Origin of the sequence: Variovorax robiniae, from assembly GCF_037889955.1 — a bacterium.
Lineage (GTDB): Bacteria > Pseudomonadota > Gammaproteobacteria > Burkholderiales > Burkholderiaceae_C > Variovorax > Variovorax robiniae.
This window is the reverse complement of the sequence record NZ_JBBKZS010000001.1, coordinates 481,104-504,034: the sequence shown is the minus strand read 5'-3', so window position 1 is coordinate 504,034 and position 22,931 is coordinate 481,104. Positions and strand designations below refer to the sequence as shown.

General features: G+C 67.5%; 20 protein-coding genes. 15 read left to right on the top strand and 5 right to left on the bottom strand.

Annotation, left to right across the window (positions count from 1 at the left end):
* The first annotated feature begins 187 nt into the window (after nt 1-187).
* From WKW79_RS02145 to WKW79_RS02105, 9 genes are all read left to right on the top strand, one after another.
* Nucleotides 188-1,438, top strand: coding sequence for a LysR family transcriptional regulator (locus tag WKW79_RS02145; protein ID WP_340333445.1), 1,251 nt, complete (start codon nt 188-190; stop codon nt 1,436-1,438).
* A 51-nt stretch (nt 1,439-1,489) separates the two neighbouring features.
* Complete coding sequence (locus WKW79_RS02140; protein ID WP_340333444.1) at nt 1,490-1,903, top strand: acyl-CoA thioesterase; 414 nt, start codon at nt 1,490-1,492, stop codon at nt 1,901-1,903.
* 121 nt (nt 1,904-2,024) lie between these two features.
* Complete coding sequence (locus WKW79_RS02135; RefSeq protein WP_340333443.1) at nt 2,025-3,854, top strand: FAD-dependent oxidoreductase; 1,830 nt, start codon at nt 2,025-2,027, stop codon at nt 3,852-3,854.
* Between the two features lie 56 nt (nt 3,855-3,910).
* A complete protein-coding gene (locus WKW79_RS02130; RefSeq protein WP_340333837.1) occupies nt 3,911-5,746 on the top strand; it encodes a 2-oxoacid:acceptor oxidoreductase subunit alpha in 1,836 nt (611 codons plus the stop codon).
* The gene (locus tag WKW79_RS02125; RefSeq protein ID WP_340333442.1) at nt 5,743-6,798 is read left to right on the top strand and encodes a 2-oxoacid:ferredoxin oxidoreductase subunit beta; all 1,056 of its coding nucleotides are present in this window, start codon (nt 5,743-5,745) and stop codon (nt 6,796-6,798) included. The genes WKW79_RS02130 and WKW79_RS02125 overlap by 4 nt, the downstream gene beginning before the upstream one ends.
* Before the next feature lie 44 nt (nt 6,799-6,842).
* Entirely contained in the window at nt 6,843-7,280 is a 438-nt protein-coding gene (locus WKW79_RS02120) for a CBS domain-containing protein (RefSeq protein ID WP_340333441.1), read from the top strand.
* A gap of 89 nt (nt 7,281-7,369) precedes the next feature.
* On the top strand, nt 7,370-8,785 hold the full coding sequence (locus tag WKW79_RS02115) for a DUF1800 domain-containing protein (protein ID WP_340333440.1): 1,416 nt from the start codon (nt 7,370-7,372) through the stop codon (nt 8,783-8,785).
* Nucleotides 8,786-8,790: 5 nt separating this feature from the next.
* Nucleotides 8,791-9,975 (top strand): DUF1501 domain-containing protein, encoded by a 1,185-nt coding sequence (locus WKW79_RS02110; protein ID WP_340333439.1) that lies wholly within the window; start codon nt 8,791-8,793, stop codon nt 9,973-9,975.
* A 175-nt stretch (nt 9,976-10,150) separates the two neighbouring features.
* Nucleotides 10,151-10,813 (top strand): FHA domain-containing protein, encoded by a 663-nt coding sequence (locus WKW79_RS02105; RefSeq protein ID WP_340333438.1) that lies wholly within the window; start codon nt 10,151-10,153, stop codon nt 10,811-10,813.
* A 28-nt stretch (nt 10,814-10,841) separates the two neighbouring features.
* Here the strand turns inward: WKW79_RS02105 and WKW79_RS02100 are convergent, their stop codons facing one another.
* Nucleotides 10,842-11,057 carry a hypothetical protein gene (locus WKW79_RS02100; protein ID WP_340333437.1) on the bottom strand — a complete coding sequence of 72 codons (216 nt, stop codon included), beginning with the start codon at nt 11,055-11,057 and terminating at the stop codon, nt 10,842-10,844.
* A 180-nt stretch (nt 11,058-11,237) separates the two neighbouring features.
* On the opposite strand from WKW79_RS02100, the gene WKW79_RS02095 reads away from it, so the two are divergent.
* Nucleotides 11,238-12,539, top strand: coding sequence for a lytic murein transglycosylase (locus WKW79_RS02095; RefSeq protein WP_340333436.1), 1,302 nt, complete (start codon nt 11,238-11,240; stop codon nt 12,537-12,539).
* A gap of 68 nt (nt 12,540-12,607) precedes the next feature.
* Here the strand turns inward: WKW79_RS02095 and WKW79_RS02090 are convergent, their stop codons facing one another.
* From WKW79_RS02090 to WKW79_RS02080, 3 genes are all read right to left on the bottom strand, one after another.
* The gene (locus tag WKW79_RS02090) at nt 12,608-12,913 is read right to left on the bottom strand and encodes a hypothetical protein (RefSeq protein ID WP_340333435.1); all 306 of its coding nucleotides are present in this window, start codon (nt 12,911-12,913) and stop codon (nt 12,608-12,610) included.
* Between the two features lie 101 nt (nt 12,914-13,014).
* Nucleotides 13,015-13,356, bottom strand: coding sequence for a hypothetical protein (locus tag WKW79_RS02085; protein ID WP_340333434.1), 342 nt, complete (start codon nt 13,354-13,356; stop codon nt 13,015-13,017).
* A gap of 192 nt (nt 13,357-13,548) precedes the next feature.
* Nucleotides 13,549-14,031, bottom strand: coding sequence for a C40 family peptidase (locus WKW79_RS02080; protein ID WP_340333433.1), 483 nt, complete (start codon nt 14,029-14,031; stop codon nt 13,549-13,551).
* 282 nt (nt 14,032-14,313) lie between these two features.
* On the opposite strand from WKW79_RS02080, the gene WKW79_RS02075 reads away from it, so the two are divergent.
* Complete coding sequence (locus tag WKW79_RS02075; protein WP_340333432.1) at nt 14,314-14,781, top strand: GAF domain-containing protein; 468 nt, start codon at nt 14,314-14,316, stop codon at nt 14,779-14,781.
* A 44-nt stretch (nt 14,782-14,825) separates the two neighbouring features.
* On the opposite strand, the gene WKW79_RS02070 is transcribed toward WKW79_RS02075, so the two are convergent.
* Entirely contained in the window at nt 14,826-15,044 is a 219-nt protein-coding gene (locus WKW79_RS02070; RefSeq protein WP_340333431.1) for a hypothetical protein, read from the bottom strand.
* Nucleotides 15,045-15,291: 247 nt separating this feature from the next.
* Here WKW79_RS02070 and WKW79_RS02065 point away from each other — a divergent pair, with 247 nt between their 5' ends.
* The 4 genes from WKW79_RS02065 to WKW79_RS02050 all read left to right on the top strand — a co-directional run bounded on the left by WKW79_RS02065 (nt 15,292) and on the right by WKW79_RS02050 (nt 22,921).
* Nucleotides 15,292-15,894, top strand: coding sequence for a DUF2760 domain-containing protein (locus WKW79_RS02065; protein ID WP_340333430.1), 603 nt, complete (start codon nt 15,292-15,294; stop codon nt 15,892-15,894).
* Complete coding sequence (locus WKW79_RS02060) at nt 15,891-17,756, top strand: Hsp70 family protein (RefSeq protein WP_340333429.1); 1,866 nt, start codon at nt 15,891-15,893, stop codon at nt 17,754-17,756. The genes WKW79_RS02065 and WKW79_RS02060 overlap by 4 nt, the downstream gene beginning before the upstream one ends.
* Before the next feature lie 114 nt (nt 17,757-17,870).
* On the top strand, nt 17,871-20,648 hold the full coding sequence (locus WKW79_RS02055) for an Hsp70 family protein (protein ID WP_340333428.1): 2,778 nt from the start codon (nt 17,871-17,873) through the stop codon (nt 20,646-20,648).
* Between the two features lie 473 nt (nt 20,649-21,121).
* On the top strand, nt 21,122-22,921 hold the full coding sequence (locus WKW79_RS02050) for a PQQ-dependent methanol/ethanol family dehydrogenase (RefSeq protein ID WP_340333427.1): 1,800 nt from the start codon (nt 21,122-21,124) through the stop codon (nt 22,919-22,921).
* The last annotated feature ends 10 nt before the right edge of the window (nt 22,922-22,931 follow it).

The following is a 22,931-nucleotide window of genomic DNA, read 5'->3' as shown; positions in this document are numbered from 1 at the left end:
TGTCTCCAGTCATGGCGCAAGTGTGCGCAACCCGGCGAGGGAACGGCGTCAGTTCTGCTTATTCTGCGTTCTGATTCATTGATTGACCAGGGTTTACCCTTTGTCGAAGGCGGCACGCTTCTCTGAGGCAATGGCGTAAAAACGCCTTCCAATGCCGCCAAGGAAACTTATCGAAACAGCGCCGGCGGTGGATACCACCGCAGTCCGCATCAACCTGCGCCATCTGCAGGCGTTCTCCGCCGTGGCCGTGCATGGGAGCGTGACGCGCGCGGCCGAAAGCCTGTTCCGCGTGGCGTCCGCCATCACTCGGGCCGTGGCCGAACTGGAGGACAGCCTCGGCACGCCGCTGTTCGAGCGCAAGGCACGCGGCATGTTGCTCAATGCGTTCGGCGAGGCCGTGCAAGCGAGGGCGCGGCGTGTCGAGGACGAATTCGCCGCGGCATGCCTGGAACTCGCACCTGTGGAGCCACTGCAGCGCGGTGCCAATGTGTCGCGGCTCGATGCCAGGACGCTGATGGCTGCCATGTTCAGCGGGCGTCGACTGGCCGTATTCGCCGGCCTGTCGGAGATGCAGAACATGCCGGCCGCGGCACGAGCCTTCGGCATCACGCAACCGGCAGTCAGCACGCTGGTCGGTGAACTGGAGGCCCGTTGCGGCCGTGAACTGTTCGTGCGTTCCGCGCGCGGCGTGACCCCGACCCGCGCCGGGCTTGCACTGGCGTTCCGATTCAAGCGCGCCCTGGCGGAACTGCGCAGCATCGATTCCGACATCGCTGCGATCGGCGGCGTGGTGCAGGGCAGGGTGGTGGTGGGCGCCTTGCCGCTGGGCCGGACCTTGATCCTGCCCTCGGCCATCGCGGCGCTGGTGAGGCAGCATCCGCGCCTGCATGTGAGCACGGTCGAGAGCCCTTACGAGGCGCTCGCGGCCCAGCTACGCAGCGGCGATGTCGACTTCATCCTCGGCGCATTGCGGCCGTCCGGCAGCGAAACGGACCTGACGCAGGAAGCCCTGTTCGACGATCGCATTTCACTGATCGCGCGGATGGGCCATCCGCTCGCGCAGCGGGCTTCCATCGGCTTCGACGATTTGCGGCAGGCGCAGTGGGTTCTTTCGAGGCCGGGTTCGCCGACACGCGAGCTGCTGGAGCAGTCGTTCCGCGAATCGGCGCAGCCTGCGCCCGTGCCCACGGTGGAGACCGGTGACCTGGCCATCCTGCGCGGCCTGCTGTTGCAGAGCGACATGGTGACCGCGATTTCGGCGCACCAGCTGCACTACGAGATCGAGGCCGGCACGCTGGCCGTGTTGAACCATCCGCTCAAGCGAGCGGACCGAAAGATCGGCATCACGCAGCGCGGTGGTGCGCTTGCATCGCCGGGTGCGCGCGCGTTGATGGCGGAACTCAGAACGGTGGTGGACCAGAGCTTGCCGAGCCATTGACTGGTGCATTGCGCGGCAGAATCCGCTGCTTCGACAGGAGCATCAGCGCACATGAGCAAAACCATCATCCATCGCGTCGCCGTGACCTTCGGCGACTGTGATCCCGCAGGCATCGTCTTCTTCCCCAACTTCTCGCGCTGGATGGATGCGGCCTCGCACAACTACTTCATGCAATGCGGCCTGCCGCCCTGGCATTCGATGCCCGAATTGCCCGGTTGCATCGGCTGTCCGTTGCTGGAGATCCACACCCGCTTCGTGACCTCGGCCACTTATGGTGAACACCTCGACATCGAGACCCAGGTCGAGGAATGGCGCGGCAAGGTCTTCATCCAGCGCCATCGCGTGATGCGTGGCGACACCCTGATCTGCGAGGGACGCGAGACCCGTGCGCTCTGCGTCAAGCAGGAGAGCGGCCGACTGAAGGCCATCCCCGTTCCGCAGTTCATCCTCGACGCCTGCGCCTGACAGGGAACTGATTCGCTGCGGGAATCCACCAACGATTCACGCCCTCCGTCACGGCGCATACTGGCGGACGAACTGCGCCAACCCCACGTACAGGACGCGGTCGGGAGACAGGAGAATCTTCTTGCAGCGAACAAACATTGCAGATCCGACCTACTTTCACAAGGTGGTCGATTGCCAGTACGCGTGTCCGGCCCACACGCCCGTCCCGGAATACATCCGCCTGATCGCGCAGCGCCGTTACGGCGATGCGTACATGATCAACTGGGCTTCCAACGTCTTTCCAGGCATCCTCGGGCGCACCTGCGACCGGCCCTGCGAGCCGGCCTGCCGGCGCGGGCGTGTCGAGCAAAGCAATGCGCAGGACCCGGAGCCGGTGGCCATCTGCCGGCTCAAGCGCGTGGCCGCCGACATGAAGGAGGACGTCCGATCCCGGATGCCCCAGGTGGCGCCCAAGAACGGCAAGCGCGTGGCCTGCATCGGCGCCGGGCCGTCCTCGCTCACCGTGGCGCGCGACCTGGCGCCGCTGGGCTACGACGTCACCGTGTTCGAAGGCGATGCCAAGGCCGGCGGCTTCATCCGCACGCAAATCCCGCGCTTCCGGCTGCCCGAATCGGTCATCGATGAAGAGACCGGCTACATCCTCGACCTGGGGGTGAACTTCCGCAGCGGTGAGCGCATCGAGTCGATGAAGGCGCTGATGGCGCAGGACTGGGACGCGATCTTCGTCGGTTGCGGCGCGCCGCGCGGGCGCGACCTCGATCTGCCCGGCCGGCAGGAGGCCGCGGCAAGCATCCACATCGGCATCGACTGGCTCAGTTCCGTCTCCTTCGGGCACATCACGAAGATCGGCCAGCGCGTGATCGTGCTGGGCGGTGGCAACACCGCCATGGACTGCTGCCGCTCGGCCCGACGCCTCGGCGGCACTGACGTGAAGGTCATCGTGCGCAGCGGCTTCGAGGAGATGAAGGCCTCGCCCTGGGAAAAGGAAGACGCGCAGCACGAAGGCATCCCGATCATCAACTTCCATGTGCCCAAGGCCTTCGTGCACGAGGGTGGCAAGCTGGTCGGCATGAAATTCGAGATCGTCGAGGCGCAGTACGACGACAAGGGCAATCGCAAGCTGGTGCCGACTGGCGCGCCGGACGCCTTCTTCGAATGCGACGACGTGCTGGTCGCCGTGGGCCAGGAGAATTCCTTCCCATGGATCGAGCGCGACTGCGGCATCGACTTCGACAAGTGGGGCCTGCCAAAGCTGGACAAGGACACCTTCCAGTCCACCGTGCCCAACGTGTTCTTCGGCGGCGATGCGGCCTTCGGTCCCAAGAACATCATCACCGCGGTGGCCCACGGCCATGAGGCGGCGGTGTCCATCGACAAGCTGCTGCATTCGGAAGCGATCTACGTGCGCCCTGCGCCGATGACCAACCTGGTCTCGCAGAAGATGGGCATCCACGAGTGGAGCTACGACAACGACACTTCCAACGACCTGCGCTACAAGGTGCCCTGGGCCAAGGCCGAGAAGGCACTGGCCAGCATCCGCGTCGAGGTGGAACTTGGATTCGACGCCGCCACCGCCTTCAAGGAAGCAGAGCGCTGCCTCAACTGCGACGTGCAGACCGTCTTCGCCGAAACCGCCTGCATCGAATGCGACGCCTGCGTGGACATCTGCCCGATGGACTGCATCACCTTCACCACCAACGGCGATGAAGCGGAGGTGCGGCCCCGGCTGAAGGCGCCGGCCCTGAACCTGGCGCAAGACCTCTACGTCTCCGGCGGGCTCAAGACGGGCAGGGTGATGGTCAAGGACGAGGACGTCTGCCTGCACTGCGGCCTCTGCGCCGAACGCTGCCCGACCGGCGCGTGGGACATGCAGAAGTTCCTGTTGAAGATGACGCCGGCCGGCCCGGCATGCCGCGATGCCAAGCCAGTGCCGCAAGGAGTTCCTGCATGAGTGCCACCTTGCCACCCAAGGGCGCGCCCGAACCGATGGAGCGCGCACGGCCGCCGATGACCCGCATCGAAGCCGTCAACGACTTCGTCATCAAGTTCGCCAACGTCAACGGCTCCGGCTCCGCCTCGGCCAACGAACTCTTCGCCAAGGCCATCCTGCGCATGGGCGTACCGGTGAGCCCGCGCAACATCTTCCCCAGCAACATCCAGGGCCTGCCGACCTGGTACGAGGTGCGCGTGACCGAAAAGGGCCACCTGGGCCGGCGCGGCGGCACCGACATGATGGTCGCGATGAACCCGCAGACCTGGGATGCCGACGTGGCCGAACTGGCGCCCGGCGGCTACCTGTTCTACGACAGCACGCGCCCGCTGCCGCCGTCGAAGTTCCGCGACGACATCCATGTCATCGGCATGCCGCTGACCGAGATCTGCAACGCGGTCTACAACGATCCGCGCCAGCGCCAGTTGTTCAAGAACATCGTCTATGTCGGTGCGCTGGCCATCCTGCTGGGCATCGATCCGGCTGTGGTGGAGAAGCTGTTCAGTGAGCAGTACAAGGGTAAGGAACGGCTGCTCGCTTCCAACGTCCAGGCCCTGAACCTGGGCTGCGACTTCGCCAGGGAAAACCTGAGCGACAAGCCCGTGGGCCTCAAGGTGCGCCGCGCCGACCGGGTCGGCAACCAGATCTTCGTGGACGGCAACAGCGCCGCCGCGCTGGGCTGCGTATACGGCGGTGCCACAGTGGCCGCCTGGTACCCGATCACGCCGTCGTCCTCGGTGGCCGAGGCCTTCCAGAAGTACTGCGCGAAGTTCCGTGTCGATGCCAACACCGGCCAGCACAAGTTCGCGATCGTGCAGGCGGAGGACGAGATTGCGTCCATCGGCATGGTGGTCGGGGCAGGGTGGAACGGGGCGCGTGCCTTCACCGCCACTTCGGGCCCGGGCGTCTCGCTGATGACCGAATTCATCGGGCTCGCCTATTTCGCGGAGATCCCGGTCACGCTCATCAACGTGCAACGTGGCGGCCCCTCCACCGGCATGCCGACACGTACGCAACAGGCTGACATCCTCTGCTGCGCCTATGCCTCGCACGGCGACACCAAGCACGTGCTGCTGTTCCCGGAAGACCCGCACGAATGCTTCGAGCATGCGGCGGCGGCGCTGGACCTGGCGGATCGCCTGCAGACGCCGGTGTTCCTGATGACCGATCTTGACATCGGCATGAACCAGCGCCTCTGCAAGCCCTTCGAATGGGACGAAACCAGGGCCTACGACCGCGGAAAGGTCATGACCGCCGAGGAATTGGAGGCGGGCAAGGATTTCGGCCGCTACAAGGACGTCGATGGCGACGGCATACCCTGGCGCACGCTGCCGGGCACGCATCCGACCAAGGGCAGCTACTTCACCCGCGGCACCACGCGCGACCCGTATGCCCGCTATTCGGAGCGCGGCCCGGACTACATCTACAACGTGGAGCGGCTGCTGAAGAAGTTCGCGACCGCTGCCGCGATGGTGCCGCAGCCCGTGCTCCGCCCGGCCCCACAGCCGACCGACATCGGCGTCATCTATTTCGGCTCCACCAGCCCGTCGATGGACGAGGCGCTGGCGGAATTGGAGGAAGACGGCATCCACCTCGACGCGATGCGCCTGCGCGCCTTCCCGTTCCCCGACAGCGTGCCGGAATTCGTCGCACGGCACAGGCGCGTCTACGTGGTCGAACAGAACCGCGATGCGCAGATGCGCAGCCTGCTCGTCAACGAACTCGAGATCGACCCGGCCAAGCTCATCAAGGTGCTGCATTTCGACGGCACGCCCATCACGGCACGCTTCATCGTCCAATCCATCAGCTCGCATGTCCGCGCGCAGGCCACCGATCCGAAGGGGAATGCATGACCTACATCGCCAAGCCCCGCCTGCGCCATCCCACGCTGGCCACCAACAAGGTCGGCTACACGCGGCGCGACTACGAAGGCAAGATCTCCACGCTGTGCGCCGGCTGCGGCCACGACTCGATCTCGGCCGCGATCATCGAGGCCTGCTGGGAACTGGACATCGAGCCGCATCGCGTCGCCAAGCTCAGCGGCATCGGCTGCAGCAGCAAGACGCCGGACTACTTCCTCGGCGCTTCGCACGGCTTCAACACGGTGCACGGCCGCATGCCCAGCGTGCTCACCGGCGCCAACCTGGCCAACCGCGACCTGCTGTACCTCGGCGTCTCCGGCGATGGCGACTCCGCCTCCATCGGGCTGGGCCAGTTCGCCCATGCGATGCGGCGCGGCGTGAACATGGCCTACATCGTCGAGAACAACGGCGTCTATGGCCTTACCAAGGGCCAGTTCTCCGCCACCGCGGACCAGGGTTCGAAAAGCAAGAAGGGCGTCATCAACTCCGACAGCCCGGTGGACCTGGTCGCGATGGCGCTGCAGCTGGGTGCCACCTATGTGGGACGCGGCTTTTCGGGAAACAAGGCGCAACTTGTGCCACTGATCAAGGGCGCCATCAGCCACGGTGGCGCCGCCTTCATCGACGTCATCAGCCCCTGTGTCGCCTTCAACAACCACCCCGGCAGCACCAAGAGCTACGACTACGTGCGCGAGCACAACGAGGCGGTCAGCCGCATCGACTTCATCAGCAGCCGCGACGAGATCAGCGTGAGCATGGCGCCGGGTGAAGTGATGGACGTGCGCCAGCACGACGGCACCTTGCTGCGCCTGCGCAGCCTGCACCCCGGCTACAACCCCGGCGACCGCTACGCCGCCATGGCCTACATGCAGGAGCACCAGCAGATGGGCGAGGTGGTGACCGGCCTGCTCTACGTCGACCCGCTCGCCACCGACCTGCACACCGCGCTCAACACCAGCGACCGGCCGCTCAACACGCTGGGCCCGGCGGAGTTGTGTCCGGGCGCCACCGCGCTGGAGCGGCTCAACGCCTCCTTGCGTTGACAGGAAGCCGGCCGCAACATCAAACTGATTCGAGGAGGCGTCCCATGGCAGAACGTACCGTTTTCCAGTCCATCCCTCGCAAGCACGTCGTCTGTATCGGTCCGCAGGCCACCGTGCGCGATGCCGCATGCATGATGACGCGCGCCAACTGCGGCAGCGTGCTCATCATGGAGCCACCCGACCTGCTGCTGGGCATCCTCACCGAACGCGACCTGATGACGCGCGTGCTGGCCAAGGGACTCGACCCCGAACGCACCGCCGCGCGCGATGTCATGACCCCCAATCCGCTCTGCGTGCCGCCGGAGACGCTGGTGTCCGATGCCGTGGTGCTGATGCTGGAGCGCGGCTTCCGGCACCTGCCGCTCGTCGCGGGGAAGAAGATCCTGGGCGTGTTCTCGGTGCGCGATGCGCTGCCGAGGGAGCTTGGTACGGCGCTGAGCCAGACCGAGTTTCACGAACAGGTCAACGACGCTCTCGGCTGAGCGCCGGGGCATCCAGGGCCGGCGTTTGAACAAGGCTTCGTGGCGCAGCTGAACAACACCCGCCACGCTTCGAGCGCAAAGCCGCGCCAATGACCCCCAGCGCCATCGCCCTCAACCGATTCGGACTCGGCGCCCGCCCCGACGAGCCGTTGCCGGCCGAGCCGCGCCGCTGGCTGCTCGACCAATTCGGGCGCTACCAGGCCCAGTCGCCGGCCTGGCAGGGCCGGCGTCCCACCGACCTCCTGCTGGCCGACTACCAGGCCGAGCAGCGCAAGCTGCGCGACGCCTCCGACGCCGACAGGCAGGCCGCGCGCCAGATGCTGCGCCGCGATGCGCGCGAGGACTATTTCGGCGCCGTCAATGCTCGCCTGGCGAGCGCGCTCGACACGCCCGCGCCCTTCGTCGAGCGCCTGGTGCACTTCTGGGCCAATCATTTCGCCATCTCGGTCGAGAAGCCCCTGGTGCTCAACCTGGCCGGCGCGTACGAGGCGGATGCCATCCGCCCGCATGTGCTGGGCCGCTTCGATGACCTGCTGCTGGCGGCGGTGCGTCATCCGGCCATGCTGGTCTACCTCGACCAGGCGCAATCGGTCGGGCCGAACAGCGTGGCTGCGCGTCGCATCGCGGAACGCAGCCCGGAACGCCAGCGCGGCCTGAACGAGAACCTGGCGCGCGAAATCCTGGAACTGCACACCCTGGGTGTGCGCAGCGGCTACACGCAGGCCGAGGTCACCGAGTTTGCGCGGGCGCTCACGGGTTGGAGCCTGGCGGGGCCGCTGGCCACGGGACAAGGCGGGCAGGGCGCTCCCCTGCCCATGGGCACTCCCGCCGATGCGCCAGCCGGCGGCTTCCAGTTCCGCCCCGCCTTGCATGAACCTGGCCCGCGCACCTTGCTCGGCCGTCGCTACCCCGAGGGCGGCGAGGCCCAAGGCCTGGCGATCCTGCGCGACCTCGCCGCCTCTCCCGCGACCGCACGCCACGTCGCCACCAAGCTGGCGCGCCACTTCGTCGCCGACGCCCCGCCGCCTGCGCTGGTCGACCGGCTCGCCGCGGCCTTCCTGCGCAGCAGTGGTGACCTGCCCACCGTCTATCGCGTGCTGGTCGAATCACCGGAAAGCTGGAACGCCGGACCGGCCAAGTTCAAGACCCCTTGGGACTGGACCGTGTCGTCATTGCGCGGGCTGGGCCGCCACGAGCTCAAGGCGGCGCAAGGTGCGCAATTGCTCAACCAGTTGGGCCAGCCGGTGTGGCGCCCCGGCTCGCCCGCGGGCTATGACGACATCGCGGCAAGCTGGGCCGCGCCGGATGCGCTGGTGCGCCGTGTCGAACTCGCGCAGCGCCTCGCCTTGCTGGCGGGCAACAGCGTCGACCCGCGCGCGCTGGCTCCGCGCCTGCTGCCGGGCGATGCGCTGGGCGCGGCCAGCGCCGCCGCCATTGCCCGGGCAGAAAGCGCCAGCACCGGCCTCGCGCTGCTGCTGGTGACCCCGGAGTTCCTGCGGAGATGAGTGGCATGACCGATCGGCAATACCCCCGCCGCGATTTCCTGCGCATGGCCGCCAGCGGTGCCGCGCTGACCCTGGTCGCGCCCCGCCTCGCACTCGCCAAGGCCGCCACGGAGAGACGCTTCGTCTTCGTCATCCAGCGCGGCGCCGCCGATGGGCTGGAAACCTTGATCCCCTATGCCGACCCCGGCTACGCACGCCTGCGCGGCGCCATGGCGCTGGACCCCGCCACCGCCACCCACCTGGACGGCAGCTTCGCGCTCCACCCCGCGATGGTCGAAACCGCCAGGCTGCATGCCGCGAGGGAAGCCCTGTTCGTACACGCCGTGGCCTCGCCGTACCGGGACCGTTCGCATTTCGACGGCCAGAACGTGCTGGAAACCGGCGGCACGTCGCCCTACCAGCTCAAGGACGGCTGGCTCAATCGCCTGGTCAGCCAACTGCCGCATGCTGACAAGGAGGCCATCGCCTTCTCGGCCACGGTGCCGGTGGCCCTGCGCGGCCCCGTGGAGGTGGCCTCGTACGCTCCCTCCGCCTTGCCGCAGGCCACCGACGACTTGATGCTGCGCGTGACCCAGCTCTACCAGGACGATGCGCAGTTGCATGCCCTCTGGTCCTCGGCCATGGACACGCGCGACATCGCGATGGGCGGGCAGGGCGGCGCGCGACCGCGCCAGGACGGTGCCAGCACCGGCAAGCTCGCGGCCAGCTTCCTGGCCCGCGCCGACGGCCCGCGCATCGCCATGATCGAGACCGGCGGCTGGGACACCCACAGTGCGCAGAACGCCCGCCTGGCGGCCCAGTTGCGCAACCTGGACGCCATGGTTGCCGCTTTGCGCGACGGCATGGGCAGCGCATGGTCCGAGACCGTCGTGCTGGTCGCCACCGAGTTCGGCCGCACCGCGGCGGCCAATGGGACCAACGGCACCGATCACGGCACCGGCGCCATGGCCATGCTGCTGGGCGGCGCCGTGCAAGGCGGCCGGGTGCTGGCCGACTGGCCGGGCCTCGGCAATGGCAACCTGCTTGAGAACCGCGACCTCCGGCCGACCACCGCCCTCGATGCGCTGATCGCCCAGGCATGCGGCGAGTGCTTCGCCATCGAACCGTCACGGCTCTCGCGCATGCTGTTTCCGCAGGGTGTCGCGGTGCCGGGCGGGGCCGGTCAAGCGCTGCCCCGCTTGCTCCGCTGACACATCCTTGCGACACCTGGAGCGCCATGTCCAAAGCCGCCGAGACACGATGCGCCTCGGAAGCTCGTGAAAAATCACCGCACAGGTCCAGTCGGGCTTGACCGGCGCAACTGCCTCATGAGTGGTACAAAGCTTGCACACAGGGGGTGTACTGACCATTCTTACCAGGAGATACATGGCCAGCTTGATCCTGACCATCGAAGGTCAACCCTTTCGAATTGTGCGTCTGCTCGACGGCGAGACTCTGGTGGGCCGCGACGAGGAATGCAACCTCATCCTGGACCGTCCGGCCGTGAGCAAGCATCACGCCGTCTTCGTCTGCCGCGGCGACGGTGCCGCGGTCCTTCGCGACCTCGAAAGCCGCAACGGCACGCGGGTGAACGGGCAGGCCATCTCGGTGACGCCCCTCACGAGCGGGGACATCATCAAGATCGCCGACGTCGAGATGGAGTACGTGCCCAAGGTCCTGCCCGATGCGGAGACTCTGCCCGAACCGCCACGCGCCGAGGCTTCGGAATTCAGCGCAGCCACCGTGCCGGGCGACCTGCAGACGCTCGGGCGCGCGCAGCAGCGCATTGGCGGCCCGGAAGGTCCGTCATGGGTGGGCGATGCGGTCGCCTTCACCATCGCGGCGCGGGGGCGTGATATCCAGGCATACATTTCGGCTGACGCACTGCTCGCGCACTTCGACGTGCTCGTCTACGGCCCCGACGGACCGGAGCGGGCTGTCAAGGCCTACGAGGAGAACTACGTCGCAATCAACGTCGTGGCCTGGAAGATCTTCGAGGAGACGGGGCGTGAACCGATCCGTGTCCGCAATTCGGACTTCGAGGCTTGAGCGCCTTGCTGCAGCCCGCAGCCGAAGCCTATTTCTTTGTCGTGTGGTGATGCTTCGAGCTGCTGTGCATGGGCTTCGCCTTGGGGGCAGGCGAAGTCATCGCAGGTTTGCCGGACTCGAAATCCATCTGCGCCGCCTGCATGCGGTCGCCACGTGTCGTGTCGGTCACCTGTGGTTGGGCGGCGAAAGCCGAGCCGGACAAGGCAATCAGGCTGCCGAGGAACAAGCCGCCTAGTTGAAGCATTTTTCTCTCCTTTGGCGCCGGTCGGGCCGGCGTTGCTGGCAAGGTGAAAGAACAAACGATCGTGCCGCCTGAACTGCTGCGAACTGCACATCAATGGCGAACGCGCTTCGTTAAACGAAGACGAATCCGGGCGTGTCCGAGTTCTCCGGACGACATGGTCCCGGATGTAAGAATGAACCCATGCACCCAGCCAGCTTCACGTCGCCGCGCATCACCCGGCTCCTGGTGACCGCGCTCGTGGCCGCAGCCTTGTCGAGTTGCGCCTCGGCACCGTCCTCATCGCCTGCGGCAGCGGGCACGCGGGCGGCACCCACGCTCCAATCCCCCGCACTTGCCGGCGCGGATGAAGCCACGCGGCGGCAGGCCTTCGCCCGCTGGCTCTCGGAGTTCCGGGCCACGGCCCGCGCAAGCGGCATCAGCGAGGCCACCTTGCGCAGCGCGCTGGACAAGGCCCAATACCTGCCCGACATCATCCCGCTCGACCGGGCGCAACCCGAATTCACGCGCACGCCCTGGGCCTACCTCGACAACACGGTGTCACCACAACGCATTGCAACCGGCCAGGAGAAGCTCCGGGACATCCGCCGCGAGGCCGATGCCGCGGCCGTGCGCTACGGGGTCCCGGCCCCTGTCATCGTTGCGATCTGGGGCATGGAGAGCAACTACGGCAGCAACTATGGAAACACCCCGACCGTCGACGCACTGGCCACGCTGGCCTTCGACGGCCGCCGCGAGGAATGGGCCCGTGGTGAACTGCTTGCCGCGCTGAAGATCATCGACAAGGGCGACATCGACGGCGCCCACATGATCGGTTCCTGGGCCGGTGCGATGGGCCAGACCCAGTTCATGCCGTCGAACTTCCTGGCCTATGCAGTGGATGCGGATGGCGACGGCCGGCGCGACATCTGGGGCAGCATGGCCGATGTCACGGCCTCGACCGCCAATTTCCTGGCACGCGCGGGCTGGCAGGCAGGCAAGCCGTGGGGCACCGAGGTGCAGGTGCCCACGGGCTTCGACTACGCGCGTGCAGATCCGACGGTGCGGCAGTCCGCTGCGCAATGGGCCGCCGAAGGCGTGCGAACCATGGACGGGCAGCCGCTGCCCGACCTTGCCGATGGCTCGATCCTGCTGCCGGCCGGGGCGCGCGGGCCCGCCTTCCTGGTCGGCGCGAACTTCCGCGCCATCCTGCGCTACAACAACTCGACCAGTTATGCACTTGCGGTCGGCCTGCTGTCCCAGCGCCTGGCGGGCGGCTCCGGTGTGCAGGCGTCCTGGCCACGTGACCTGGCGGCCCTCACGCGCAGCGAATTGACCGAACTGCAGACGCTGCTCAACCAGCGCGGCTTTGCCAGCGGCACGCCCGACGGCGTGATGGGACCGGCCACCCGCGCGGGGCTGCGCGACTACCAGCGCAGCGTCGGCTTGCCGGCGGACGGTTATCCGACGGCGGGGGTGTTGCAGCGGTTGCGGGAGTCCCGGTAGGGCGACTGATCTGGTCTTGGCGAACAAGGCCTGCTCATGGTGCCTGTCGGACTCTGTGCGACTGACGATCACAGGCCATAGAGCCCGACGCTTAGCCAGAAGCCAAGCCACATGGAAAGCAGCCCTGACGCCAGCATCAACAATGCAAAGGCGGCAAGATAGCCGGCGCGCTTTGCTGCAGTCGTGCCGCGCGGCACCAGCAACCAGTAAATCAAGCCGGCCCACAGAAGCAGAACGACCGCTACGGTCCCGGCCGCTGCGCTGGATCCAGCCCATTCCCAGCGACGCTCCAGCATCCTCGCAGCTGCATTGATCAGTGGAAACGCGGCGATCCAGGCAAGCAGGTTCGCCGACAGCTTCCAACCGAGCTTCATCGGATGGCCTCACCCTTGTAGAAGTGCAGCGGCATGGGCGACTCCCAACCCGGCGACTGATAACCGGGAGTCGAAATGTGCGGCACGTATCCCATGACACTTTACAGCAGCCCTGCAATATAGGAACTGCTGTTGTACTCACCAGGCCTCATTCGCGACCCGTGGACGTGCTTCGGAGCCGAATAGGGCGAGACGTAGCTCGTGAAGTTCTGCGCCTTTTCCATCAACTTGCGCGCGAAGTCTTGTCTGCTCATTCCAGCCGGAGGGCGCAGCGGTATGCGCAATTTGGCGTTTTCTGGAATGGTGTGTTGAAAGTTGGTTGTGATCCGCTTGAAGTTCTCGTAGCCAAGACCGGGCATTGTGGGTTGGCCGTCGATCAGGGTGATGCCGGAGTACGCGTCCGAGATGACCAGCGAGAATGAAGATCCGGTGGGTCGGGCCAACTCACGCGACCGACAAAGCCCGCAGTGATGCGCCCGTAGAGCATGAAGTCTGGGGCGGAATGCTGAGCACGGCCCACCGATATGGAACTGGTTGTCATCTGTACTCCCTTTTTGATTTGTCGAGCGGCTGATCCGCTTTCGCAAATTTAACCCGAGTCCGCGGCAGCTTCGCGTCTCGTATGCAGGCATGGACTAAAGCCTGCGCACTTCCACCCGCTGCCGCGACCAATAAGGCCCGTCCAGCCGATCCATGCGCACGTCGCCGCCGGTCGACGGTGCATGCACGAAGCGCCCACCGCCCACGTAGATGCCCGCATGCGTCGGCCTGCCGCCGCCGAACAGCACCAGGTCGCCCGCGCGCAGCTCGCCGATCGTCGTCGGCTGCCCGAAGCCCGCCAGTTGCGCCACGGTGCGCGGCGGCGCGGCGCCCATCCGCGCCCGGTACACATAACCGATGAGCCCGCTGCAGTCGAAGCCGCCTTCCGGCGTGTTGCCGCCATAGCGATACGGCACGCCCACGAGGCCGAGTGCATGGATCGCGATGTCCTCCGCCTGTTCCGGCGACAGCGTGGCATAGGGGGGCGGCGTGGAAGGCGGCACCACTGCAGGACGATTGGCGCAGCCGGCCGCGAGGAGCAGGGCGCACAGCAGGAGAGGGCGATGGAACTGCTTCATGGGGCAGGTGGACGAGGCTGACGGTGTCGGCAACCTTAGCCGGATTCCTCCCTCGGCCCAACCCGTGCGGACCCCCGGGGAACCTCGACGCCACCAGCGTGCTCTAGAAGTTGATGCGCCCCTGGGCGTTGCGGCCGTTCGTGCTCGTATCGGGGCGCCTTGCAATACCCGATCGAGCGCCTCATGAACAGCGTGTTCCTGCGCTGAAGGCTCTGATTCACGTTCAAGCACAATTGCATCCCTGAGCGCCACACCGGCCGAACACAAGGTGGACACGAATCAATGGAATCTCTACGCGATGCCGCAACCTTTTCCGGACTGCTCTCGCAGGAGGGCGGCCTGCAATCCGCGCTCGCCTGGCTGAACGAAGGCGTTGCCCATCGCTACACGGCCATCTATCGCTTCGAGGGCGAACTGCTTCGCAACGTCGCCCTGTACGACAAGCTCGACCAGGTGCGCCCCGAGTTCCTGCTGGTCGTTCCCTTCAGGCACAGCTTCTGCCAGTTCGTCCTGCGAGACCAGGCTTTCCGCACCGAGGATTCGCGTCTCGACAAGCGACTTGACGGGCATCCCTACCAGGGCGTGGTGGTCTCGTACCACAGCGTGCCGCTGACCACCGGGGAGGGGGCCTTGTGGGGCACCATGAGCCACTTCGACATGGTCGGCCACCCGCTGCCGGACGAAGAATTCGAGTTGCTGCAGCAGGCGGCGCTGGCCCTGCGGGGTCACTTGAAGAGCCTGGACCCCTGACGGCGGGCTTCAAGCCGGACTTGGCGCCTGGCTTGATCGCCCGTTCAATGGCTTCGCGTTGACGGGGCGACCGCAGGTCGTTCCGGCGCGATGGCTTCCTGGTCGATCAAGTCCCTGAGGGCTTCATCGAGCACCGGGAGCTTGCCGCTTTTCAGCCGGGCTTCCACCGAATCCACGATGGAGCCGAGGAGCGCGTCAGGCAACTGACGCCCATTCAGGTAGCTTCCGACGAGTGCCTGCGCTGCATACAGTGAGAGGGCCATGCGTCCATGGTAGTCCTATGTTTGTTGCGCTGCAGCATTCATTTCGAGGCGGGTCCGCGTTTTAGAGGAATACGCCCATTTCCGTGCAGACGAGCGTTGCCATGTTCCAAGCGTTGCCTGGATGCTGCACTGCACCATGCGTACATGGCATCATTGCTTTTTCCGGCCCTTGTTGTGACCCCTGGCCCGGATTTGCCCACCCGCAATCACGGATTCGGCCGCCCGAATGGCCGACTTGGAACATTCAATGAACAATCCGCAAGCCCCAAATTCCGACGGCGTCAAGCCTTCGCTGCTGCGCCGCATTCCTCTCGCCTTCGGCGCCTTTTTCAGCCTGCTGGGCGACGCCGACCTGGCGGTGCGATATGTCGCCGTGCGCGATGTCGCCGCGCCGGCGCCCGCACCCGCCCAGCCTGCGGCGGCCCCTGCCGTAGTGCCACCACCACCACCGCCGCCGGTATTGAAGGAAGCCGGCCCCGAAGCCGCCCTGCAACTGCTCGCGCTGCTGCAGCGTGAAGCCCGGTTGATCGACTTCGTTGGCGAGGACATCGGCGCCTATGGCGACGCGGACGTTGGCGCTGCGGCGCGCGTGGTGCACGAAGGCTGCGCCAAGGTGCTGCGCGAGCACTTCACCATCGCTCCGGTGCGCGACGAGGCGGAAGGCGCCCGCGTCACCTTGCCGGCGGGCTTCGACGCCGCGGCGGTCCGCCTGACCGGCAACGTGGTCGGCCAGCCGCCCTTCACCGGCAGCCTGACACACCGCGGCTGGCGCGTCACCGACGTGCGCCTGCCCCGGACGGCGGAGCAGCACGATGCACGCGTGGTGGCGCCGGCGGAGGTCGAGCTGTGAGCGAGCCGCGTTTCGCCATCGGCATCGACCTCGGCACCACTCACAGCGCGCTGGCCTGGGTCGACATTGCCGCCAGCGACGGCGAGGCCACCGTGCACGGAACCCTGCCAATTCCGCAACTCACCGCGCCGGGCGCGGTCGAGTCAATGGACTTGCTGCCGTCCTTCCTCTACTTGCCGCATGCCGACGAAATGCCGGCCGGCGCGCTGGCGCTGCCGTGGTCGGCGGAAGGCCAGCAAGCGGTCGGCGAGCTGGCCCGCAGCCGTGGTGCGACCACGCCGATCCGGCTGGTCTCCAGCGCCAAGAGTTGGCTGTGTCACCCTGGCGTCGACCGCCGTGCCGCCATCCTGCCGCACGATGCGCCGGCCGAGGTGGCGCGGGTGTCGCCGCTGGACGCCTCGACGCACTACCTGGAACACGTCCGCAACGCCTGGAACCATGCGCACCCCGAGGCACCCTTCGACGAGCAGGACGTGACGGTGACCATCCCGGCCTCCTTCGACCCTGCCGCGCGCGAGCTGACGGTGGAAGCCGCGAAGACGGCCGGCTGCGCTTCGCTCACCTTGCTGGAGGAGCCGCAGTCCGCGCTGTACAGCTGGATCGAGGCCAGCGGCGGCCACTGGCGCAAGCAGGTGCGGCCGGGCGATGTCATCCTGGTGATCGACGTGGGCGGTGGCACCAGCGACTTCTCGCTGATCGCCGTGCTCGAGCGCGAAGGCAACCTCGAACTGCGGCGCGTCGCGGTCGGCGAGCACATCCTGCTGGGCGGCGACAACATGGACTTGACGCTGGCGCACGTGGTCGCCCGCAAGCTGGTCGCGGCCGGCACCACGCTGGATGCCTGGCAGATGCGCGCGTTGACCTACGCCTGCCGCGGCGCCAAGGAGAAGCTGCTCGGCGCTGCCGGCACGCCGGGCGATGGCGCCGCGCAACCGATCGTCGTCCCCAGCCGCGGCAGCAAGCTGATCGGCGGCTCGATCCGCACCGAGCTGACGGCGGAGGAGGTGGCGGCGACGATCGTCGAGGGCTTCTTCCCGCAGGTGGAAGCCGCGGCGCGGCCGGTGAGCCGCGTGCGCGCCGGCCTGGCGCAACTCGGCTTGCCCTATGCCCAGGATGCCGCAGTCACGCGACACCTGGCGGCATTCCTGGGGCGCCAGTTGGGCGCGCTGGCGGAGCTGGAAGGCTTCGGCGACCAGCAGGGTGCGGAGGGCGCGAGCTTCCTGCATCCGACGGCCGTCTTGTTCAACGGTGGCGTATTCAAGTCGCCGCTGCTGGCGGATCGCACGCTGGCCACGGTCAACGGCTGGCTCGCGGCCGAAGGCGCGCCGCCAGCGCGGCTGCTGGATGGCGCCGACCTGGACCTGGCGGTGGCGCGGGGCGCCGCGTACTACGGCTATGTGCGGCACGGGCGCGGCGTGCGCATCCGCGGCGGCACCGCCTTTGCGTACTACCTCGGCGTCGAATCCTCGATGCCGGCCGTGCCGGGGATGGTGCCGCCGGTGGAAGCGCTGTGCGTGGCACCCTTCGGCATGGAGGAGGGCACCGAAGCCGAGCTGCCGGCGCTGGAACTCGGCCTGGTGGTCGGCGAGCCGGTGCATTTCCGCTTCTTCGCATCTTCGGTGCGGCGGCAGGATGCGGTCGGCACCCTGCTCGACACCTGGGCCACCGAGGAACTGCAGGAACTCGACCAACTCTCCGCCACGCTGCCGCCCGAGGGCAGGCAGTCCGGCGAGGTGGTGCCGGTGCGACTGCAGGCCCGCGTGACAGAAGCCGGGACGCTGGAGCTCGATGCGGTGCCGCGCAGCGGCGACGAACGCTGGAAGATCGAATTCGATGTGCGTGGCGAGCGGCAGGAGGCTTGAGCCTCCGCCGGCGACGGGCCGGTTGCGGCACGGCCCGGGGGGCACGGTACCCGTTTGCCGCGTGGCAGTTTTGGACGGGCCTGCCGTTTTCGGTCATCGTCCCCTGGCAGTCGCATGAAAGCCGCCTGGACGGTCGGCATCGATCTCGGCACCACGCATTCGGTGGTTGCCTATGCGCCGATGCGTGGCCGCGTGGCGGACGACGCCATCCGCCTGCTTGAAATCGAGCAACTGGTCGCGCCGGGCGAGGTCGCGGCGCGGCCCCTGCTGCCCTCGATGCGCTACCACCCGGCACCGGGGGAGCTGGCGCCGGACGCGTTGACGCTGCCTTGGCCACCGGCCCGCACGGAGGCGGGCGCGGTGATCGGCGCCTTGGCACGCCGGCTCGGCTCGCAGGTGCCGGGGCGGATCGTGACCAGTGCCAAGAGCTGGCTGTCGCATGCGGCGGTCGACCGGATGGCGCCGATCCTGCCCTGGGGCGCGGCGGCCGAGGTGCCCAAGGTCTCGCCGGTGGAGGCCAGCGCGAGCTACCTTGCGCACATCCGCTCGGCCTGGAACCACCGCTTTCCGCAAGCCCTGCTGGAACACCAGGAGCTTGTGCTGACCGTCCCGGCCTCCTTCGACGACGCGGCGCGTGCCTTCACGTTGGCCGCGGCGACCGATGCCGGCCTGCCGAAACTGCGCCTGCTGGAGGAACCGCAGGCCGCGCTGTACGACTGGCTTTTCCGCCATCGGCGTTCGCTTGCCGATGAACTGGCGGATGCGCGGCTGGTACTGGTGTGCGACGTCGGCGGCGGCACCACCGACCTGAGCCTGGTGCGCGTCGAACGGGACGAGCAGGGCGAGCCGCGCTTCGAACGCATCGCCGTCGGGCAGCACCTGATGCTCGGTGGTGACAACATGGACCTGGCGCTGGCGCATCTGGCCGAATCCCGGCTGCACGCGGCGGCGGGCGAGCGCGCCGCGCGGTTGCCGGCCGGGCAGTTCGCGCAATTGGTCGAACGCTGCCGCGCCGCCAAGGAACGGCTGCTGGCGGTGGACGCGCCGGACAGCGCGCAGGTCACGCTGCTGGGTTCGGGTGCGCGGCTGATTGGCGGCGCGCGATCGGTGACGCTGGGCCGCGACGAGGTCGAGCGGATGGTGCTCGATGGCTTCTTTCCGCAGGTGCCGGCCGGCGAGCTGCCTCGGCGCGATCGTGCGAGCGGGCTGGTCGCGTTCGGCCTGCCGTATGCCAGCGATCCGGCCGTGACGCGTCACATTGCCGGCTTCCTGCAGCAGCATGCGGCGGCAGGCTGGCCCGATGCGCTGCTGCTCAATGGCGGGGTGTTTCGCGCCAATGCCATCGCCGTGCGCCTGCAGGCCACGCTCGGCGCGTGGCGCGGCGCGGCATTGCGCAGCCTGCACAACGCCGATCCCGATGTAGCGGTCGCGCGGGGCGCTGTGGCCTTCGCACTGGCGCGGCGGGGCCTCGCGCCGAAGATCGGCGGCGGTTCGGCGCGTAGCTATTTCCTGCCGCTCGATGATGGCCAGGGCCGCTCGGTCTGCGTGTTGCCGCAGGGCAGCGAGGAAGGCCGCGAGATTCGGCTGGAGGGCCGGAGCTTCGAGTTGCGCGTCGGGGAACCGGTGCAGTTCCGCCTGGTGTCGACGACCGGCGCTTCAGGCGGCCGGCCCGCGGCGCTGGCGGGAGAACTGGTCGATCTTGAAGGACTGGAGGTGCAGTCGCTGCCGCCGGTCGCAACCATCGTGCGCGTTGGCGATGCCGGCGCGCGACGCGGCATCCCGGTGCAGTTGGCCGCGACCTTGACGGAGGTCGGCACGCTGCAGATGCACTGCATCGCCGCGGACGATCCGGCGCAACGATGGAAGCTGGAATTTCGCTTGCGTGACGAGGAGCCCGCGCAGGCAGAGAGCACGGCGGGTGGACTGCCGCCGCGCTTCGACGAAGCCGTGGAATGCATCGAGCGCGTGTTCGGCGCACGCGATCGCGCGGTGGGGCCCAAGGCCGTCAAGCAATTGCGCACGCAGCTTGAAGGCCTGCTGGGCAGTCGCGAGCGCTGGCCGACGAGTCTGCTGCGCCCGCTCTTCGACGCGCTGATGCAGCGCGCGCGGGGCCGCCATCGCACGGCCGATCACGAGCGCCTGTGGCTGAGCCTGGCGGGCTGGTGCCTGCGGCCGGGTTTCGGCGCGCCGCTGGACGACTGGCGGATCGGGCAGTTGTGGCCGCTCTTCGAACTCGGGGTGCAGCACGGGCGCGATCGGCAGGTCAACACGGAGTGGTGGACCCTGTGGCGGCGCGTGGCCGGTGGCCTGGACGAATCGGCGCAGCAGCGGCTGCTTCAGGACTTCGCGATCAACCTGCGGGGTGCGGAAGCAGGCATCGAGGAACGGCCGCCGCAACTGGTGCAGGGTGGCTGGGACGACATGGTGCGCATGGGGGCGTCGCTGGAGAACATCCCGGTGGAGCACAAGGTGGAGATCGGCGACTGGCTGGTGGAGCAACTGCAGCGCTCGGTCGCGAAAGGATCTGGAGAGCGCGACAGCTGGACGCTGTGGGCCATCGGCCGCATCGGGGCGCGGGCGCCGCTCCATGGCAGCGCGCACGGCGTGGTGCCGGTTGCCACGGCCGAGGCCTGGCTGGAAGCGCTGCTGGCGCTGGATTGGAAACGTGTGGATGGTGCGGCGGCGGCTGCAGCGAACATGTCCCGCCTGAGTGGCGACCGGGCGCGCGACCTGCCGCTTGAATTGCGCGAGAAGGTCATGGCGCGGCTGAAGACCCATCGCGCGCCGCAGGCCTGGATCGACCGCGTGCGCGAGGTCGTGGCGCTGGATGAAGCCGGCGAGCGCGGCGTGTACGGTGAAGCGCTGCCGCCGGGGTTGAAGCTGATCAGCTGAGTCGAGTGGGATTACTCGTCGACGACCTTCGACGTCTTCACGCCATGGACAACGAGGGCGACGGCGGCCCCGAGGACTGCGAAGAGGATCAGCATGAGAGGGCTTCAGGTGGGGAGATGAGGTCATTCTGGGGAAAACCCTGAATCGACGCGGAGGCCGACCCGCATGGCCCTACGGCAGGTCGGCTACCGGCGGCCCGGCGTGCGGACCTCGAAAAATTGGCGCAGGGATCTGCGCAATGCAATGAGCGACGAGGCGTCAACGCACTGTGACGCGATGCCACGCCCGCCCGCGCGGGTTGTTCAACCTTGTAGCAACGCAACGGGAAAACCCGTGCGCCTACCCCGGCAAACTGACCCGCCAGGACGCAATCAAGGCCTCAAGAGCATGGCATGGCACTTGCCCCCTGGAACGCGGAGGGCGCGCTTCTTCGAGCGTGTCCGAGCCCCACGTTCCACCTCCGAGGAGACACCATGCAATTGAAGCTCTTGACCGCGCTCATATCCATTGGCCTGGCGGCTGCCGGCGCCCAGGCGCAGGTCACCGACAAGATGATCCAGTCCGAGGCCACCGCCACCGGCAACGTCCTGACCTGGGGCATCAACACCCAGGGCCAGCGCTATTCGCCGCTGAAGCAGGTCAATTCGTCCAACGCGGGCAAGCTGCTGCCGGTATGGGCCTTCTCCTTCGGCGGCGAGAAGCAGCGCGGCCAGGAGGCGCAGCCGGTGATCATGAACGGCAAGATGTTCGTCACCGCGTCGTACTCGCGCATCTTTGCGCTCGACGCCACCACCGGCAAGAAGCTGTGGAAATACGAGCACCGCCTGCCCGAAGGCATCATGCCCTGCTGCGACGTGGTCAACCGCGGCGCCGCGCTCTACGACAACCTGGTGATCTTCGCGACGCTGGATGCGCAACTCGTGGCGCTCGACCAGAACACGGGCGACGTCGTCTGGAAGGAGAAGATCGATGACTATGCGGCAGGCTATTCGGCCACGGCGGCGCCGATCATTGCCAATGGCGTGATGCTGACGGGCGTGTCGGGCGGCGAGTTCGGCGTGGTCGGGCGCGTCGAGGCGCGCGACCCCAAGACCGGCAAGATGCTGTGGACGCGGCCCACCGTCGAAGGCCACATGGGCTACACCTTCGACAAGGACGGGAACAAGAAGGAGAACGGCATCTCCGGCACCACCAACAAGAGCTGGCCCGGCGACTTGTGGAAGACCGGCGGCGCCGCCACCTGGCTCGGCGGCACCTACGATGCCAAGACCGGCCTGGCCTATTTCGGCACCGGCAACCCGGCCCCTTGGAACGCCCACCTGCGGCAGGGGGACAACCTCTATTCTTGCTCGACCGTGGCCATCGACGTGAAGACCGGCCAGATCAAGTGGAGCTACCAGGGTACGCCCAACGACAGCTGGGACTTCGACGGCGTCAACGAGTTCGTCACCTTCGACATGGATGGCAAGCGCGTCGGCGGCAAGGCGGATCGCAATGGCTTCTTCTACGTCAATGACGCGAGCACCGGCCAGCTCATCAATGCCTTTCCCTTCGTCAAGAAGATCACCTGGGCCAGCGGCATCGACCTGAAGACGGGCCGGCCCAACTTCATTCCCGAGAACCGCCCCGGCGATCCCACGGCGGGTGCCGATGGCAAGAAGGGCAGTTCAGTGTTCGCCGCGCCGGGCTTCCTCGGCGGCAAGAACCAGATGCCGATGGCCTACAGCCCGGACACGAAGATGTTCTACGTGCCGTCGAACGAGTGGGGCATGGACATCTGGAACGAACCCGTGGCCTACAAGAAGGGCGCGGCCTACCTCGGAGCGGGCTTCACGATCAAGCCGCTCAACGAGGACTACATCGGCTCGCTGCGCGCCATCGACCCGAAGACCGGCAAGATGGCCTGGGAAGTGAAGAACAGCGCGCCGCTCTGGGGCGGTGTGCTGACCACCGGCGGCAACCTGGTGTTCTGGGGCACGCCCGAGGGCTACCTGAAGGCCGCGGACGCGAAGACCGGCAAGGTGGTCTGGGAGTTCCAGACCGGCTCCGGCGTGGTCGCGCCGCCCGTGACCTGGATGCAGGGCGGCGAGCAGTACGTGGGCGTGGTATCGGGCTGGGGCGGCGCCGTGCCGCTGTGGGGCGGCGAGGTGGCCAAGAAGGTCAATCTTCTGGAGCAGGGCGGCATGGTGTGGGTGTTCAAGATCCCCGGTGCGGGTGGCGGAACGGCGCGCACGGCGCAAACCGGCGGCGCGACCAAGGTCGCATTCAACTGAGGCCGGCGTC

What these genes read in the sequence shown, in the direction of transcription:
- WKW79_RS02140 (WP_340333444.1), top strand. Translation starts at nt 1,490, where the DNA reads ATGAGCAAAACCATCATCCATCGCGTCGCCGTGACCTTCGGCGACTGT.
- WKW79_RS02130 (WP_340333837.1), top strand. Translation starts at nt 3,911, where the DNA reads ATGACCCGCATCGAAGCCGTCAACGACTTCGTCATCAAGTTCGCCAAC.
- WKW79_RS02125 (WP_340333442.1), top strand. Translation starts at nt 5,743, where the DNA reads ATGACCTACATCGCCAAGCCCCGCCTGCGCCATCCCACGCTGGCCACC.
- WKW79_RS02120 (WP_340333441.1), top strand. Translation starts at nt 6,843, where the DNA reads ATGGCAGAACGTACCGTTTTCCAGTCCATCCCTCGCAAGCACGTCGTC.
- WKW79_RS02115 (WP_340333440.1), top strand. Translation starts at nt 7,370, where the DNA reads ATGACCCCCAGCGCCATCGCCCTCAACCGATTCGGACTCGGCGCCCGC.
- WKW79_RS02110 (WP_340333439.1), top strand. Translation starts at nt 8,791, where the DNA reads ATGACCGATCGGCAATACCCCCGCCGCGATTTCCTGCGCATGGCCGCC.
- WKW79_RS02105 (WP_340333438.1), top strand. Translation starts at nt 10,151, where the DNA reads ATGGCCAGCTTGATCCTGACCATCGAAGGTCAACCCTTTCGAATTGTG.
- WKW79_RS02100 (WP_340333437.1), bottom strand. Translation starts at nt 11,057, where the DNA reads ATGCTTCAACTAGGCGGCTTGTTCCTCGGCAGCCTGATTGCCTTGTCC.
- WKW79_RS02095 (WP_340333436.1), top strand. Translation starts at nt 11,238, where the DNA reads ATGCACCCAGCCAGCTTCACGTCGCCGCGCATCACCCGGCTCCTGGTG.
- WKW79_RS02090 (WP_340333435.1), bottom strand. Translation starts at nt 12,913, where the DNA reads ATGAAGCTCGGTTGGAAGCTGTCGGCGAACCTGCTTGCCTGGATCGCC.
- WKW79_RS02080 (WP_340333433.1), bottom strand. Translation starts at nt 14,031, where the DNA reads ATGAAGCAGTTCCATCGCCCTCTCCTGCTGTGCGCCCTGCTCCTCGCG.
- WKW79_RS02075 (WP_340333432.1), top strand. Translation starts at nt 14,314, where the DNA reads ATGGAATCTCTACGCGATGCCGCAACCTTTTCCGGACTGCTCTCGCAG.
- WKW79_RS02070 (WP_340333431.1), bottom strand. Translation starts at nt 15,044, where the DNA reads ATGGCCCTCTCACTGTATGCAGCGCAGGCACTCGTCGGAAGCTACCTG.
- WKW79_RS02065 (WP_340333430.1), top strand. Translation starts at nt 15,292, where the DNA reads ATGAACAATCCGCAAGCCCCAAATTCCGACGGCGTCAAGCCTTCGCTG.
- WKW79_RS02055 (WP_340333428.1), top strand. Translation starts at nt 17,871, where the DNA reads ATGAAAGCCGCCTGGACGGTCGGCATCGATCTCGGCACCACGCATTCG.
- WKW79_RS02050 (WP_340333427.1), top strand. Translation starts at nt 21,122, where the DNA reads ATGCAATTGAAGCTCTTGACCGCGCTCATATCCATTGGCCTGGCGGCT.